Origin of the sequence: Hamadaea sp. NPDC050747 (assembly GCF_040654195.1) — a bacterium.
Classification (GTDB): Bacteria; Actinomycetota; Actinomycetes; order Mycobacteriales; family Micromonosporaceae; genus Hamadaea.
Genome location: NZ_JBFAHM010000021.1, coordinates 56162 through 70329, shown reverse-complemented (window position 1 = coordinate 70329; position 14168 = coordinate 56162). Strand labels below are relative to the sequence as shown.

Here is a 14168-nt window from a genome sequence, read left to right as displayed (position 1 = left end):
TGGATGGCGCTCCGTTCTCGGCTGCCCGAAGTCCGGGCCGTAGTGGTCGCGTTCGGCGGATTGGCTGTCTGGCTGTGGCTCTTCACCCGCCTGCACAACGCCTTGGGCAAGGACCCGGCCTCCGCGTTCGCCCACGCGCGTACGCTGCGGGCAGTCGAACGCACGCTGCACGTGGACGTCGAGCCGGCGGCGAACCGGTGGCTCACCGGGCATCCGGACTTCATCCAGCCGGCGGTGATCTACTACCGCTCGTACTACGTCGTGGTGCTCGGCGTTCTGGTGTGGACATATCTGCGGCATTCGGAGGTCTTCCGCCGGATCCGGCGCGCGTTGGTCGCCATGACGATCCTGGTATTGCCGGTCTTCTGGGCGCTGCCCATGGCGCCGCCGCGGCTGGTACTGCCCGGCGTGGTCGACATCGTCGCCGAGTACGACCCGCTCTGGGGGCCGGCCACGCGGGATCCGAATGACGACCACAATCATTTCTCGGCGATGCCCAGCCTGCACGTGGCTTGGTCGTTGTGGTGCGCGTACGCGGTCTGGTCCGCGCTTCGCGTACGCCGTCCGCGGTGGGCGCTGCTGGCGTGGCTCTTTCCGGTGCTGATGATCGTCGTCGTGGTCACCACGGCGAACCATTACGTCCTCGACGTCGTGGGCAGCTTCGTGCTGGTGACCTGCTCCGTCGGTGTGTCCCGGCTGTGGGGCCGGGTCGTGGACCGCTAGTGCCGCTCGGGGTCCAGCCGGGCCGGTCGCCATGTCAGGCGCCGTGACAGCCCGGCGACGGTCTCGTGACAGGTCGGCGGCCGATCGTAGACGCATCGAGAACGAAGCAGGCGCTACGACGAAGGAGCACGAAATGTCCATCACTTTCTCCGCCCAGGACAAGCAGACCCTGCGGACCGGCGCGTACGGCGCGGTGTCCCTGCTGGCCGCCGCCGGTGCGGTGGGCGGTTCGCCGCACAAGATCGCCACCAACGGCTCGATCGCCCTGGCCTCGGCCACCGGTCCGGTCGGGCACGTGCTCGCCGAGAAGAAGGGCGGCATGGACCTGAGCGGCAAGTCGGTCGCCGAGCTGGCCGATCGGGTGCTGCCCGCGCTGACCGAGGCGATGAGCCTGCTCAAGGCGCAGGCCCCGGCCGAGGCGGACAGCTACCGGGGCATCGTCCTGGTGGCGCTCGAGTCGGCACTCGACGGCCGGCCGGTCAGCCCCGTCCTGGCCGACATGACCCGCAAGATCACCGCGGCGCTCGACGCCGCCTGACAGCCGTCGCTGATCACGGACGAGCGCCCGCACCTCGATCGGAGGGGCGGGCGCTCCGTCGTGCGCCGCCCGGCCGGGCTCCGCTGCCCGGGCCGCCTCGTCTACCATCGGCACCGCATCGATACACGGGGAGGGATGCGGATGGTCCGCCGGGCTGTCGTCGTGCTACTCATGATCTTCGCCGGTACGCTGACCGCGCCGGTCGCCGCGCAGGCGGCCACCGCTGGAGCAGCGCCGTTCTTCGTGACCTACGGCAGCGGCATAGGTACCTCGATCGGGAGCAGCTCGCCGACTCGGGTGCCCATCGGCGTACTCGCCTGGGGGTCCACGGCGATCACCAATGCGGTGGTGACCCTCGACGCGTCGGCGGTCTCCGCCCGCGTACGCGTCGTCGGCGCGGACGGGCCGTGCACGTTCACGAGCACCAAGATCACCTGCAAGTTCGGCACGGTGTCCAAGACCAAGAAGACCGCGTACGCGATCTTCCAGGCGGTCGCGGGAGCGCCGGCGGGCCGGGCCGGAACGGTGAAGCTGCACCTGACCGGCAGCCCGACGCCGACCGATCCGGACGCGACCGGATCGATCACCATCGCCGGCGAGCCGGACGTGGCCGACATGGCGATCTCCTCGACCACGCCGCGAGGCGACGTCGGTCAGGTGGTCACGGTCACCACCACGATCCGCAACAACGGCCCGGGTGTGCAGCCCTGGATCGAGCTGAGCGCATACCGCATGCCGCCGGGCATGTCGTACGCCGGTGGCGTCGGCTGCGTGAAGGCGGGCACGTCGTTCACCTGCCGCAAGGAGAACATGGCGGTCGGAGCGACGGCGACGGTGAAGCTGTCCCTACGCATCGACCGCTGTGACAAGGGGTACGCCCTCGGCTACGAAGGTCCCGGCGAGAGCACGGCGACCGCCTTGTCGGACCAGAATCAGGTCAACAACAACTTCCGGCTCAAGATCACGGTCAACGGGTGCTACGCGAGCGGGACCTCGGGGTCGTCCGGGAACACCACGTCGCGCACTGCGCCGTCGCGTACGCCGTCGCCGTCGCCATCGCCGTCCGTGAGCCCGTCGGCGTCGCCCACGCTGGTGGTCTCGCCGTCCGGCGTACCGGTCGAGGTGACGAGCGCCGGCGAGTCCGCGCATCCCTTGGTCGAGGCCGGAGCCGACGAGCCGAGTGACCACTCCGGGTTCGTCGCCGGTGGACTGGCCGTGTTCGTGGTGCTGATCGCCGGCACGCTCTTGGCGCTGGGCCGACGCCGCCCGGCAGCCGACGTCTGACGACCGTCACTCAAGATCATTGCGTCAGCCATGCTGGTTGAACGGACATTTCGTCGCGCGAAGCAGCATGGCTGACGCAATGATCACGCCCCTAGCTCTGCGGCGTTATGGCCGAGAAGGGCAGCCGGAGCCGGAGCTGCCCGGCGATCGGCGTGTTGTGCTCGCGGATGTCGGTCAGTTCGTCGGCGGTCAGCGCCCGGCCATAGATCCGGAACTCGTCGAGGCCACCCTTGAACGTGTTGTTGAGACCGTCGACGCGCCGGCCGAGGAACACGCTGTTGATCCCGAATTCCTTGCCGGTGGTCACCGAGCCGCGCGGCGCGGCCTGGTCCGAGACGGTCGCGCCGTCCATGAAGACCGTGACCCGGGTCGCCGTCCGCTGCACGGCGACGTGGTGCCACTGCCCGTCGTTGTACGCACCCGGAATGGTGATGTTGGCGTCGCCCTGGCCGGTTCCGATGACGCCCCGGATGCGGTTGCTCGCCGGTTCGGCGCGCAGCCAGATCTGGGCGGCGCCCGTACCCACCTGGTAGAACCACCAGATCACGATGCTGCCGGAGGTTTCGCTGTAGCGGAACCACGTCATGATCGTGAACTCGTCGTCGGCGAGGTCGACGGCCTGGTTGAAGGGCATCTCGACGTAGTCGTCGACGCCGTCGGCCGCGAGTCCCGTGCCGAACCGGCCCTCGCCGAGCGTGGCGTTACCGCGGACGTACGCGGTGTTGCCGTAGCGCGGTGAGACGTCCGGAGTCGTCGGACCGGGCAGCGGCGCCGGCGGCAGGCTCGGCGGCGTGCCGTTCGGGGTGTCGAGGTACGCCTCGTTGAACCGCACGAACTGGATGACCTCGTACAGGGCGGCGACGCCGCTCTCGTACAGGACGCCGGCCACCGGTCCGAGCGCCGGGTCGTCGGAGATCTTGACCAGGTCGGAGTATCCGCCGGGACCCCAGCTGATGACCTTGCCCTGATCCCAGGTCTCCCAGGTCTTCGCCTCGTCGAAGGAGGACCGGATGGTCAGCGCCTCCCGCTTGCCGGGGTTGGCCGGTCCGGAGAACAGGATGCGGTTCTGCGCGTCGCCTTCGTCGGTGGCGGTCAGGCGCAGCAGGGCACCTTGCACGACCGGCATCGTGAGCGCGGGCACCATCTGGAACGGCGCGTCGTAGCTCGCGCCGCCGTCACTGGAGATCGCGTACGCCCGCGTGCCTTCCGACGTGCCGGCCTCGCGGACGTTGACGTAGATCCGGCCGTCGGTCAGCTCCACGAGGGTGGACTCGTTGACGAAGATGTCGTCGGAGACGCCGCCGGCGCTGGCGCCGAGGTGCCACGTGTCGCCGCCGTCGTCGCTGTATCCAAGGTGGACTCCAGCCACGCTGCGGCCGTCGGGTCCGATCGATTCGTGGTTCGCGCTCATCACGAGGCGGCCGGCGTGGGGGCCGCGCTTGAGCTGGATGGCGTGCACCGGGCCGGTGGCGTACCAGGCGGTCCACTCGGGCCGCATCAGCTCCGACATCTGCCGGGGTGCGCTCCAGCTCGCTCCGTTGTCGTCGCTGACCTGCAGGAACGGTACGCGCCCACCACTGCCGGTGCCGGGGTTGTGCGTCGTGAACAGCACGACGCGGCCGGTCTGCTCGTCGACGATCGGCATCGGGTTGCCGTGCGTGTCGCCGTTGCCCCGGGACACGACCTGGAGCGGGCCCCACGTGCGTCCGCCGTCATGCGACCGCTTCAGCACCAGATCGATGTTGCCCCGATCGTCGCAGTTGTTGATGCGGCCTTCGGCGAAGGCGAGCAGATCGCCGTTGGCGGCTTTGACGATCGCCGGAATCCGGTAGCAGAAGTAGCCGTCCGCTTTCGCCGTGTAGACCGCTCCTTCCTCGTGATACGGCTCGGCGGCGTACGCCGCCGAGCCGGTGAGCAGGGTGGCGGCGGCGAGTGCCGCGACCACGACGGTGGACAGGAAACGGTGGTGTCTTTGTCTCGTCATCAAGTGCGATACCTCCGAGCACGAGCTCAGGAAACATGGACGAAATGTTCGGACATCCTACGTCCCACGTCCGGAGCACCACAAGACCCGCTTGCTGCATCGAGCCTTGTGGCTGTGCTGCAAGGGATTCACCTGTTGACTGCGGGGAAGCCGAGAGGCACACTCTTCCCCAACCTGGGGAGGAGATACTATGTCCTATGTCCAGAAGCTGCTGCTAACCGCCGGTACCGCGCTTGCTCTGGTATTCGGCCCGATCAGCCCGGTTTCCGCGGCGGAGCCGAGTCCGACGCCGGAGGACTGGGTCGGCACCTGGTCCGCGGCGGCGACCGGCACCGTGCCCAATCTGCCCACGGGGTACGCAGACCGCACCATCCGCGACGTCGTGCACACCAGCGTCGGCGGCTCCGGCGTACGCGTCACGCTGACGAACGTCCTCGGCACCGCCGCAGTACGCATGGACGCCGTGACGGTGGCGCTCGCCGCGGCGGCCGACACTCCCGGTGCGGTGGCCGGCTCGATGCGTACGCTGACCTTCGGCGGAGCGTCCTCGGTGACCATTCCCGCCGGCGGCGAGGTGCTCAGCGATCCGCTGCCCTTCGCCGTGCCGGAGGACGGAAACCTTCTGGTCAGCGTGTACACACCGGTCGCATCCGGTCCGGTCACCTATCACCAGGTGGCCAATCAGACGTCGTACCTGTCGGTCGCGGGCGACCACGCCGCAGACGAGTCGGGGGCGGCGTTCACCAGCGCGATCACCTTCTGGCCCTACCTGGCCGGAGTGGACGTCCTGAGCGAAGCCGAAGGCTCGGTCGTGGCCTTCGGCGACTCCATCACCGACGGGAACGCGTCCACCCGCAACGCCAATCACCGCTGGCCGGACTACCTGGCCGACCGGTTGATCGCCGAGGACGGGCCGACCCGGCTCGGCGTGCTCAACGCCGGTATCAGCTCCAACCGCCTGCTCTCCAACACCTGGAACCCCAACGCCGTCTCCCGGTTGGACCGGGACGTGCTGACCGCGACCGGCGTGCGTTCGCTGATTGTGCTGCTGGGCATCAACGACATCGGCGGCCAACCCCAGCATCACGAGCCGTCCGAGATCATCGCGGCCCTGCGCCAGATCGCGGTCCAGGCTCAGGCCCGGGGGCTGCGGATCACCGGGGGCACGCTCACGCCCTTCGGCGGGTCGAGCAACTACACCGAAGAGCTGGAAGGGGTACGCCAGGCGGTCAACGACTTCATCCGTACCAGTGGTGTCTTCGACGCCGTGGCCGACTTCGACGCGGCGCTCCGGGACCCCGCGACGCCGACGAGGCTGCGGGCCGAGTTCGACTCCGGCGACCACCTGCACCCGAAGGACGCCGGATATCAGGCGATGGCGGCGGCGGTCGACCTCGGCAAGCTGACCGGACACCCGGCCGGCCGCTGGGCGAGCACCTGGCAGACGGCGATGGCGCGGACGACTCCCGGCGCCGACCTCGGTCTGCCGAACCAGTCCATCCGCAACGTGGTGCACACCAGCGTCGGCGGCGACGCCGCCCGCGTACGCCTGTCGAACGCGCTGGGCACAGCTCCGGTCCTGATGGGACGGGTGACGGTGGCGATCGCCGCCCGTTCCGACGGCCCGGACGCGGTCGCGGGCACCATGCGGGAGGTCACCTTCGGCGGCTCGCCGTCGGTGACGATCCCGATCGGCGGCGAAGTGCTCAGCGACCCGGTCACCCTCTCGGTCCCGGCAGACGGGGACCTCTTGGTCACCGTGTACACCCCGGCGGAATCCGGGCTGGTGACCGAACATCCGCGCGCGTACCAGACCTCGTTCATCGCCCCGGACGGCGATCACGCGGCGGACGAGCCCGGCGCCGCCTTCAGCAAGCCGACCACGGCGTGGTACTACGTGACGGGCGTGGACGTCCAGTCGAACCTGCTCCACGGCACGGTAGTGACCTTCGGCGACTCCATCACCGACGGCGATCGGTCGACCCTCAACCTGAACCAGCGGTGGCCCGACCTCCTGGCCGACCGCCTGGCGGCCGAGCCGGGGCCGACCAAGCTCGGTGTGGTCAACAGCGGCCTCAGCGGCAACCGGATCCTGGACAGCAGCGTCGGAACCGGCATCGGCGGGCCGAACGCGTACGCCCGGCTGTCGCGCGACATGCTGACCACGTCGGGAGCCCGGACGGTCATCCTGCTCGAGGGCGTCAACGACATCCTCAACCTCGCCCATCCCGACCCGGAGACCCTGAAGCTCGCCCTGAAGCAACTCGCCGCCCAGGCGCACGCCCAGGGACTGACGGTCGTCGTCGGCACCATCACGCCGATCAAGGGCTGGCGCTCCTACACCGAGGAGCGCGAGACCGTGCGGCAGGCCGTCAACGCGTTCATCCGCACCAGCGCCGACTTCGACGCCGTCGTCGACTTCGACGCCGTCGTCCGCGACCCGGCCGACCCGCAGCAGATCAATCCGGCCTACGACTCCGGTGATCACCTGCACCCGTCGGACGCGGGCTACCGCGCGATGGCCGAAGCCATCGACCTGCGTACGCTCCGCTGACCGAAGCCGCGTGCCGGGTGGAGGCACGTTCCCGCCCCCACCCGGCACGTTTCTACTCGTAGAGCACGACCATCGCGCACTTGATGGGCGTCGTGTCGGACGCCCCGTCCACCAGGCAGACCTTCATGTAGTACTTGTTGCCCGGCTTGATGTCGTACGCGAACGAGACGAACGTCCCGTTGCCGTTGCCGTTGTAGATCGACTTCAACGTGGTGCCGCTGCCGTCGATGAGCGAGCCGCGTACGCCGTGGCCGTCGGCGACCCGGTCCCAGACGTTGAAGATGTCGCCGACGTCCTCATGAGTCATCGACCCGGCGTTGCCGCTGCCGCTCACCCGGTAAACGGTGACGGTGGCGTCGATCGACGCATGCGCCGGACTGCCGGCGGCCAAGGTCACCGCGCCTGCGATCGCGCAGGCAGCCGCGGCCAGCCTCACCCATCGTCTCCTCATCGCTTCCATTCCCTTCCTGGTCCGATGATGCGGCCCCGAAGGTAATGGCGCCGGCTTGCACAGATCTTGAACAACAGTTGAAACAGCAGGTCAGGAGCATGCGGTGACGACGGTTTTCTCGGCGGTACGCATCGTCGGCGAATCGATCACCGCCATGAGCTTCGCCTGCTCGCTGTCGGAGCTTTCGACGGCGACGATCGCTTGTTCCACCGACAGCTGGTAGGCGGCGATCTTCGCCTTGAGCTTGGGGTCGCCGGCGAGTTCGGCCGCGCTGCCCACCGCGGAGTGCAGTGCGGTGAGCACGACCATCAGATCCCGGGTGGCCTTGGCGAGGTCATCATGGAAGAGTCCGCTCTGCGTGAGGACTGCCCGCACCGGTGACAGTGCTTCGGCGGCGGTTTGGCGAGCCCGCAGAACCGCGTCGCAGGCCGGGACGAGTTTCGGCCCGGCTGAGCCAGTCGACGACGGCGCGGCCGACGATGCGGACGCGACGGGACTTGGTGGAGCGGGGAGCTCGCCAGTGGTGGTCGGTGGGGCGGAGACGACCACCGGGGTGGCGGCGGGCTTGGCTGCGGTGCAGGCGGCGGTGCCGATCAGGGTGAGGCCGACGAGTGCGACACCCAGTGCACGTCCGATCGTGCTTGGCATGAGGACTCCTCTCCGACTCAGGGCTCGGTCACAAGGCGAGCACGGCTCGGGCGGCCAGACCGAAGCCCAGCAGGACGATCACCGACCCGGTCGCCTCCGGGGGGACGGTCAGGCGGCCGAGCCAGCTCCACCGATCGCGTACGCGGAGAAGCAGCAGACCGGCGGCGGTCAGCGTGCCGGCCATGCCCAGTCCGTACACGACGATGAGGACGATGCCGAACCACAGCCGGCCGAGCGCCGCCGCGCCGAGCAGGACCACCAGGGCGGTCGGGCTGGGGACGAGCCCGCCGGCGATGCCGAGGACGGTGAGGTTCCGGCGGCCGCCGTGGTCGTGGTCGTGGTCGTGGTCGTGGTGGTGATGCGGCCGGTGGTGGTGATGCGCGCGGCGGTGCCGCAGCCCGCTGATCAGCATGCCGAGGCCGACGACGGTGATGAGGACGCCGCTGGCGACGCCGAGCCATGTGAGCACGGACTCGGCGGCGAGACCCGCGAACATGGTGGTGGCGACGCCGAGGATCAGCACCCCGGCGGTATGTGTGAGCGTGACGATGCCGCCGACGACGACCGCGTCGCGCCGTCGACCCTGGCGACCGGCGAGGTAGAGCGCCATAACGGTCTTGCCGTGCCCGGGGAGGGCAGCGTGCGCGGCGCCCAGCAGCGCCGCCATGAGCACGGCGAGCAGGAGTACCTGGGGAGCCGGATCGCCGAGGACGCCGGTGAGCCAGGCTTCGCCGCGCTGAAGCCAGTTCTTGTTCTTGGCCGTGGGCTCGGGGGCGGCGACGGAGGTGGCGGTTCCCGGCCCGGGTTGCGTCGTCACCTGCGCCGACCGCTCGTAGGGCGGCAGGTCCGCCGGCAGGGCCACGCCCTCACCGGCCAGCAGGATTTGAGTGGCGCCCGTGCGGTCGGTCAGATAGTCGTTCGCCGCGGTGACGGACGCGGCCGCGCCGAGCTGCGCCGGGGCGGACAACTTGCAGGTGAGCAGGCTGCTCGGGATGCCGGAGGCGCCGATCTGCCGCAGTTCCTGCGACTGGACGGTCCACTTCAGCGGTACGCCGTCGACACGCGTGTCGAACTTGGCGGCGAATGCGGCGCAGTCCGGCGTGATCTGCTTGGCCGCCACCTGGCCGATGTCCATCGCGGCGACGACGTCGACGCGGTCGGGGTGCAGCGTCACCTTCACGAGCTGGTCGATCGAGAACGGCGTCAGCGGGTGGGCGGCGAGGGCTGCGCTGAGCAGGATCGTCGGGATCACGAGACACCCTCCGGGGTTGGTGAAGGTGCGGCGGAGCACCGCACCTTCGAAGGTTCAGACCTCTTGTGGTGCTGCGGTTCAGCTGATGCGGGTGACCTTCACGGCGTCGGCGATGATGTATCCGGTGCCCGCCGTCCACCGGCTGACCCCGACCTTGTTGTCGTCACCGGCGGCCAGGGTGAAGGTGCCCAGGGACACCCATTTGCCACCGTTGGCCTGCTGATTGACGTGCACGACCTGGTTGCCGCTCGGCGTCACGACGATGTACGGGGTGTCGTTGTTGTAGCCGGCGTTGGCCGAGTACCAGACCGCCACCTGATACGTGCCGGTCGCCGGGATGTTGACCTTGTACCAGGCCGGGTCGCTGGCCGAGACCGGGTCGGCGAAGCGGTAGTCGGCGCCGTACCGCTGCGCCGAGTAGGTGGACGTGCCCCAGCTCGCGCTGGCGGTGAAGCGACCGGCCGTCGTGTTGTCGACGATGGTGCTCCACGCCTGGGGAACTGGCGTCACGTTGAGGACGAACTGGTTCTTCGCGTCGGTCTTGTAGGTGTTGAGGTAGGGGGAGTAGGTCTTGACGTCCAGCGTGTTGGTAGACGGGTTGAACGTCATGACGCGCATGAAGCTGTTGGGGTCCCGGTTGGACGGATCCTGGTAGTCGGCCTGGATCTGATGCACGGTGTTGCCGTTCACGCCCTTCTCGGTGATCACCCCGGCGTTGACGTAGTGCCCGGCGAAGGTGAACCGGAAGTTGGCGTGCTTGCTGACCAGGTTCGTCCAGAGCTTCGTGCCGTTGCTGTCCTTGGTCGTGCCGTTCTGATAGGCGTGGGTCACCAGGATGGCGTTGTGGTTGGGGTACGCCGACACGACGGAGTTCGCCCACGCGATCTCCGCGTCGCTGGGCGCGTACTTCATCGCCACGACGAGCCAGTCCACGCCACCGGCGGAGAAGGTGTGGTACGCGTTGTCGTTCTGGGTGGCGGGGTAGGTGCCCCCGAACGACGGCAGGCCGGTGAACGTCGACCGGGGATAGTGGCTGTTGTAGATCGTCGCCGCCCGGGTGCTGGTCGAGTCCAGGTCGTGGTTGCCGGGACCGATGATGTAGGGCACGTCGTCGGTGGGCAGGCCCATCGCGCTCTTGCTGTTGGTCCACTGGAACGGCTGATCGTGGTTGTCCACGACGTCGCCGACGTGCAGCACGTACTTGATGTTGGCGGCCACCTGGTTGTCGTCGACCCACTGCATCTGCGCGCGATACACCTCGGGCCAGTACTCGGAGGCGTACTGGGTGTCGGGGAGCATCACGATGGAGAAGCTCTCGGCGGCCAGCGCCTCCGCTTGTACCGGTGCTGCCTGGCCGTACAGGGCGGTCGCCAGCATGATGGCGAACGTGGCACCCAAGGCGCGGGTGACCTTGGTGATCCTCATTCCTACCTTCCTTCCTCGGTCGGTGGAGCTGAACCGTGGCGCGGCGAGGCGGGTGGACCCGGTCATGCCTATGGAGGTCTGAACCGTTGCGGCGCTTGGCATGGAGGTAGGTCGCCCTCGCCGTTTGGAGGAAGTCTCAAGGGGGCGTAGGCGCGGCGCAACAACGATGAAGTTATTGATTTACATTCGTTATAGTCGAGTCGTTACGCGTTCACATCCCGTTTCCCCGGGCTGGTCCGTCCGCGAGTTCTTACCGTTCGCTTACCTGGTCAATACCGATCTATTGCGGCAAATGGACCTTCCGGGCCGGCGGTCGGAGCATGGGCGGTAAGCGCCCTTCAGCTGGATGAAGGGTTCGTGGTTGGAGGAAGCCATGCGTCTGCTCGACCCGCTCACCAGTCTGGCTCCCGCCGCGGTCGCCACCGGCGGCCCGGGAGCACATCGGATCGATCTGTTCTTCACCATTCCCGAGTTCGCCCAGCTGGGCCGGCCCAATCTGTGGCACCGCTGGTGGATCGAGGGGAGCGGCTGGCACCCGTCCGGGGGCTGGCGCCAGCGCGGCGGGCTGTGGGCGTCCGCCGTCAGCGCGACCGCGTACACCGGAGGCCGGATCGACCTGTTCGGTCTCGGCCGCAGCCATCGGCTGTACCAGGCCGTCGGCAGCGGCGACCTCGACGCGCGGGGCGAATGGCCGCGTACCAACCACGGCCGGCCCGGCGACCGCGACATCATCTCCGCGCCCGCCGCTCTCGCTCTCGGCCCAGGCAGCACGATCGTCGGTATGCGTACCGTCCGGGTCGTCGAGGACGGTCCCGACGTCCGCGGAGTGTGGTTCCGCGTGTTCGACGCACCGGTGGAAGCCTTCCCGGCGGACGTTGATCCGTGGCGGTGGCGTCGGCAGCCCGTCGCCGGCTGGCCGGCGAGCCGTGCGTCGCTGCGTGCCGCGTTGGGCATGGCCTCGCGGGGACCCGGTTCGCTGGACCTCTTCGGGCTAAGCCGGGGCTACCAGCTGCAGCACACATGGGTCGGTCAGGGCCGGGCCCATCCGTGGGAGAGCTTCGACGAGATCGGCGAGGGCTTCCTGACCAGCACTCCGTCCGTGGCGGTGTGGCAGAACCACCAACAGCCGGACCAGAGTGCCCTGCATGTGGCCTGCTGCTACGGCCCGCTCGGCCCGCTGCCCGGCGCCGTGTCGATCAAGAGCTGGCTCGGCCGTCACTGGAACAAGCAGCATCTGATCTACATCGACGGGAGCACCGACGGCCGGGGCGTCGCCGGGCCGCCCGTCCTCGTGTCCTGGGGTAAGCCGCGCCTCGACGTCTTCTTCCTGTCCCAGGCGAATCTCGCCGGCGCGGGCCTGGGCATCACACACGGGGTGAGCGAGGACGGCCGTAGCTGGGACTTCAGCGAGATCCTGCCGCTTCCGGATCTCGGCTGACCGAGCCCGGCCAGGCGACGGCCGAGGTGTCCGATTCTGGGCAACCCATTACCGACCGGTGACGAAAGCCCAGCTGACGCCACTTTTCGCCGGCCCGGACCTAGGCTTGCAGCATGGACCGGCCTGTTTCCCCACGCATCCTCGTCGTCGACGACGATCCGACCGTCGCCGACGTGGTGCGGCGCTACCTGGAACGGGCCGGGATGACCGTCGAGCTGGCGGCCGACGGCGACACGGCGCTGGCCGCGTACGCCGCCCGCCGGCCCGACCTCGTCGTGCTGGATCTGATGTTGCCCGGCGTGGACGGGCTGGAGGTGTGCCGCCGGATGCGGCAGTCCTCGGCCGACCTGCCGATCATCATGCTGACGGCGATGGGAGAGGAGATCGATCGGATCGTCGGCCTGCAACTCGGCGCCGACGACTACGTCACCAAGCCGTTCTCGCCCCGGGAACTGGTGCTGCGGGTGCAGTCGGTGTTGCGGCGTACGGTGGCCCAACCGCAGCAACGGGAGCTGCTCCGCGACGGCGAACTCGTGGTCGACCCGGCCCGCCGGACCGCCACGCTCGGCGGGACGCCGCTGTCGCTGACCGTACGCGAATTCGATCTGCTCGTCGCGCTCATGTCGCAGCCTGGTGTGGCCCTCAAACGGCCACAGCTGCTGGATCAGGTGTGGGGCTGGACCTTCGGCGACCAGTCCACCGTCACCGTCCACATTCGTCGTTTGCGGGAGAAGATCGAGCCGGACCCGGCGAACCCGGCCCGCATCCAGACGGTGTGGGGCATCGGTTACCGCTACGAACCGGTGGCCGCCGGTGCGTGACGTCCTGCTCATCGGTCTGGCCGCGTTGCTCGGGGCCTTGGCGGTCTGCGTACCGGGCGCGATCGCGCTGCGGTTGCTGCAACGCCGCTCCATCACGGCGAACGTGGCGGTCCTGGTCGTGGTGGTGGTGCTGGCGGTCGCGGCCGGGGTGCTGGCCGTCGCCGAGGAGATGTTCATCTCCGGCCACGACCTCCAAGTCGTGCTCATCGTCGTGCCGATCGCGGGGGTGCTGTCGCTCGCGATCGGGCTCTGGATGGGCCGTCGCATGGCGCGTGCCGCCGTGTGGGCCGCCGACGCCCGCCGCCGGGAGCGGGAGCTGGAGGCGAGTCGCCGTCAGCTCATCGCGTGGGTCAGCCACGATCTGCGTACGCCGTTGGCCGGGATGCGGGCGATGGCCGAAGCGCTCGAAGACGGGGTGGTCGACGACGCCGAGTCGATGCGGGAATACCACCATCGGCTGCGGCTCGAGGCCGACCGGATGGCCCGGCTGGTCGACGACCTGTTCGAGTTGTCCCGCATCCACGCCGGGGCACTGAATCTGACGGTGGCCGACGTCGGGCTCGGCGACGTCGTCTCCGACGCCATCGCCGCCGCCTCGCCGATCGCCTCGAGCCGGAGCGTGCGCCTGCGTACGCCCAACGCGGCGTGGCCGACGGTGCGGGCCAGCGAACGCGAACTCGGCCGGGTCGTCGCCAACCTGGTGCTCAACGCCGTCCGCTACACGCCGCCCGACGGCACGGTCACCATCGACGGCGGGCGGGACGCCGCCGGACCCTGGCTGGCGGTCAGCGACACCTGCGGCGGGATCCCCGAAGCCGACCTCGACCGCGTCTTCGACGTCGCATTCCGTGGGTCCCGTGCGCGTACGCCGGACTCCGGCAGCGGCGGCGGACTCGGCTTGGCGATCGTGCGTGGGCTGGTCGAAGCCCACGGCGGGACGGTCGTGGCGCGCAACGCGGGCGACGGCTGCCGCTTCGAAGTACGCCTCCCCGCCTGACGCGCAGGCCGCCAACGCAGTGATCATCGCGTCACCCATGTTGTTTACTCGGG

The 14168-nt window shown here is 69.1% G+C and carries 12 protein-coding genes; 7 read left to right on the top strand and 5 right to left on the bottom strand.

The genetic code is table 11. From position 1 onward, the window contains the following. The first annotated feature begins 3 nt into the window (after positions 1–3). The 3 genes from AB0H43_RS36535 (at position 4) to AB0H43_RS36525 (ending at position 2545) form a co-directional block, all read left to right on the top strand. Positions 4–723 (top strand): phosphatase PAP2 family protein, encoded by a 720-nt coding sequence (locus AB0H43_RS36535; RefSeq protein WP_360007505.1) that lies wholly within the window; start codon positions 4–6, stop codon positions 721–723. Positions 724–856: 133 nt separating this feature from the next. Next, on the top strand, positions 857–1261 hold the full coding sequence (locus tag AB0H43_RS36530) for a hypothetical protein (protein WP_360007502.1): 405 nt from the start codon (positions 857–859) through the stop codon (positions 1259–1261). Positions 1262–1396: 135 nt separating this feature from the next. After that, positions 1397–2545 carry a hypothetical protein gene (locus AB0H43_RS36525; RefSeq protein WP_360007499.1) on the top strand — a complete coding sequence of 383 codons (1149 nt, stop codon included), beginning with the start codon at positions 1397–1399 and terminating at the stop codon, positions 2543–2545. 91 nt (positions 2546–2636) lie between these two features. Here the strand turns inward: AB0H43_RS36525 and AB0H43_RS36520 are convergent, their stop codons facing one another. Continuing rightward, the gene (locus tag AB0H43_RS36520) at positions 2637–4529 is read right to left on the bottom strand and encodes a sialidase family protein (RefSeq protein WP_360007497.1); all 1893 of its coding nucleotides are present in this window, start codon (positions 4527–4529) and stop codon (positions 2637–2639) included. 190 nt (positions 4530–4719) lie between these two features. Here AB0H43_RS36520 and AB0H43_RS36515 point away from each other — a divergent pair, with 190 nt between their 5' ends. Then, a complete protein-coding gene (locus tag AB0H43_RS36515) occupies positions 4720–7083 on the top strand; it encodes an SGNH/GDSL hydrolase family protein (protein WP_360007495.1) in 2364 nt (787 codons plus the stop codon). A gap of 52 nt (positions 7084–7135) precedes the next feature. Here the strand turns inward: AB0H43_RS36515 and AB0H43_RS36510 are convergent, their stop codons facing one another. The 4 genes from AB0H43_RS36510 to AB0H43_RS36495 all read right to left on the bottom strand — a co-directional run bounded on the left by AB0H43_RS36510 (position 7136) and on the right by AB0H43_RS36495 (position 10859). Next, positions 7136–7519, bottom strand: a complete 384-nt coding sequence (locus tag AB0H43_RS36510) for a hypothetical protein (protein ID WP_360007492.1) — start codon at positions 7517–7519, stop codon at positions 7136–7138. Positions 7520–7624: 105 nt separating this feature from the next. Continuing rightward, positions 7625–8182 carry a hypothetical protein gene (locus tag AB0H43_RS36505; protein ID WP_360007489.1) on the bottom strand — a complete coding sequence of 186 codons (558 nt, stop codon included), beginning with the start codon at positions 8180–8182 and terminating at the stop codon, positions 7625–7627. A 28-nt stretch (positions 8183–8210) separates the two neighbouring features. After that, on the bottom strand, positions 8211–9434 hold the full coding sequence (locus AB0H43_RS36500; protein ID WP_360007486.1) for a sulfite exporter TauE/SafE family protein: 1224 nt from the start codon (positions 9432–9434) through the stop codon (positions 8211–8213). Between the two features lie 78 nt (positions 9435–9512). Then, positions 9513–10859: a metallophosphoesterase gene (locus tag AB0H43_RS36495; RefSeq protein WP_360007483.1), complete on the bottom strand. Its 1347-nt coding sequence runs from the start codon at positions 10857–10859 to the stop codon at positions 9513–9515. Between the two features lie 373 nt (positions 10860–11232). On the opposite strand from AB0H43_RS36495, the gene AB0H43_RS36490 reads away from it, so the two are divergent. The 3 genes from AB0H43_RS36490 (at position 11233) to AB0H43_RS36480 (ending at position 14115) form a co-directional block, all read left to right on the top strand. Further along, positions 11233–12297, top strand: coding sequence for a hypothetical protein (locus AB0H43_RS36490; protein WP_360007480.1), 1065 nt, complete (start codon positions 11233–11235; stop codon positions 12295–12297). A gap of 113 nt (positions 12298–12410) precedes the next feature. Next, the gene (locus AB0H43_RS36485) at positions 12411–13118 is read left to right on the top strand and encodes a response regulator transcription factor (protein ID WP_360007477.1); all 708 of its coding nucleotides are present in this window, start codon (positions 12411–12413) and stop codon (positions 13116–13118) included. Next, positions 13111–14115 carry a HAMP domain-containing sensor histidine kinase gene (locus tag AB0H43_RS36480; RefSeq protein WP_360007474.1) on the top strand — a complete coding sequence of 335 codons (1005 nt, stop codon included), beginning with the start codon at positions 13111–13113 and terminating at the stop codon, positions 14113–14115. Before AB0H43_RS36485 ends, AB0H43_RS36480 begins: the two co-directional genes overlap by 8 nt. Positions 14116–14168: the final 53 nt, after the last annotated feature.

Bases quoted from the DNA above. Each gene is read 5' to 3' on its own strand.
- AB0H43_RS36535 (WP_360007505.1), top strand. From the start codon at position 4: ATGGCGCTCCGTTCTCGGCTGCCCGAAGTCCGGGCCGTAGTGGTCGCG.
- AB0H43_RS36530 (WP_360007502.1), top strand. From the start codon at position 857: ATGTCCATCACTTTCTCCGCCCAGGACAAGCAGACCCTGCGGACCGGC.
- AB0H43_RS36525 (WP_360007499.1), top strand. From the start codon at position 1,397: ATGCGGATGGTCCGCCGGGCTGTCGTCGTGCTACTCATGATCTTCGCC.
- AB0H43_RS36520 (WP_360007497.1), bottom strand. From the start codon at position 4,529: ATGACGAGACAAAGACACCACCGTTTCCTGTCCACCGTCGTGGTCGCG.
- AB0H43_RS36515 (WP_360007495.1), top strand. From the start codon at position 4,720: ATGTCCTATGTCCAGAAGCTGCTGCTAACCGCCGGTACCGCGCTTGCT.
- AB0H43_RS36505 (WP_360007489.1), bottom strand. From the start codon at position 8,182: ATGCCAAGCACGATCGGACGTGCACTGGGTGTCGCACTCGTCGGCCTC.
- AB0H43_RS36495 (WP_360007483.1), bottom strand. From the start codon at position 10,859: ATGAGGATCACCAAGGTCACCCGCGCCTTGGGTGCCACGTTCGCCATC.
- AB0H43_RS36490 (WP_360007480.1), top strand. From the start codon at position 11,233: ATGCGTCTGCTCGACCCGCTCACCAGTCTGGCTCCCGCCGCGGTCGCC.
- AB0H43_RS36485 (WP_360007477.1), top strand. From the start codon at position 12,411: ATGGACCGGCCTGTTTCCCCACGCATCCTCGTCGTCGACGACGATCCG.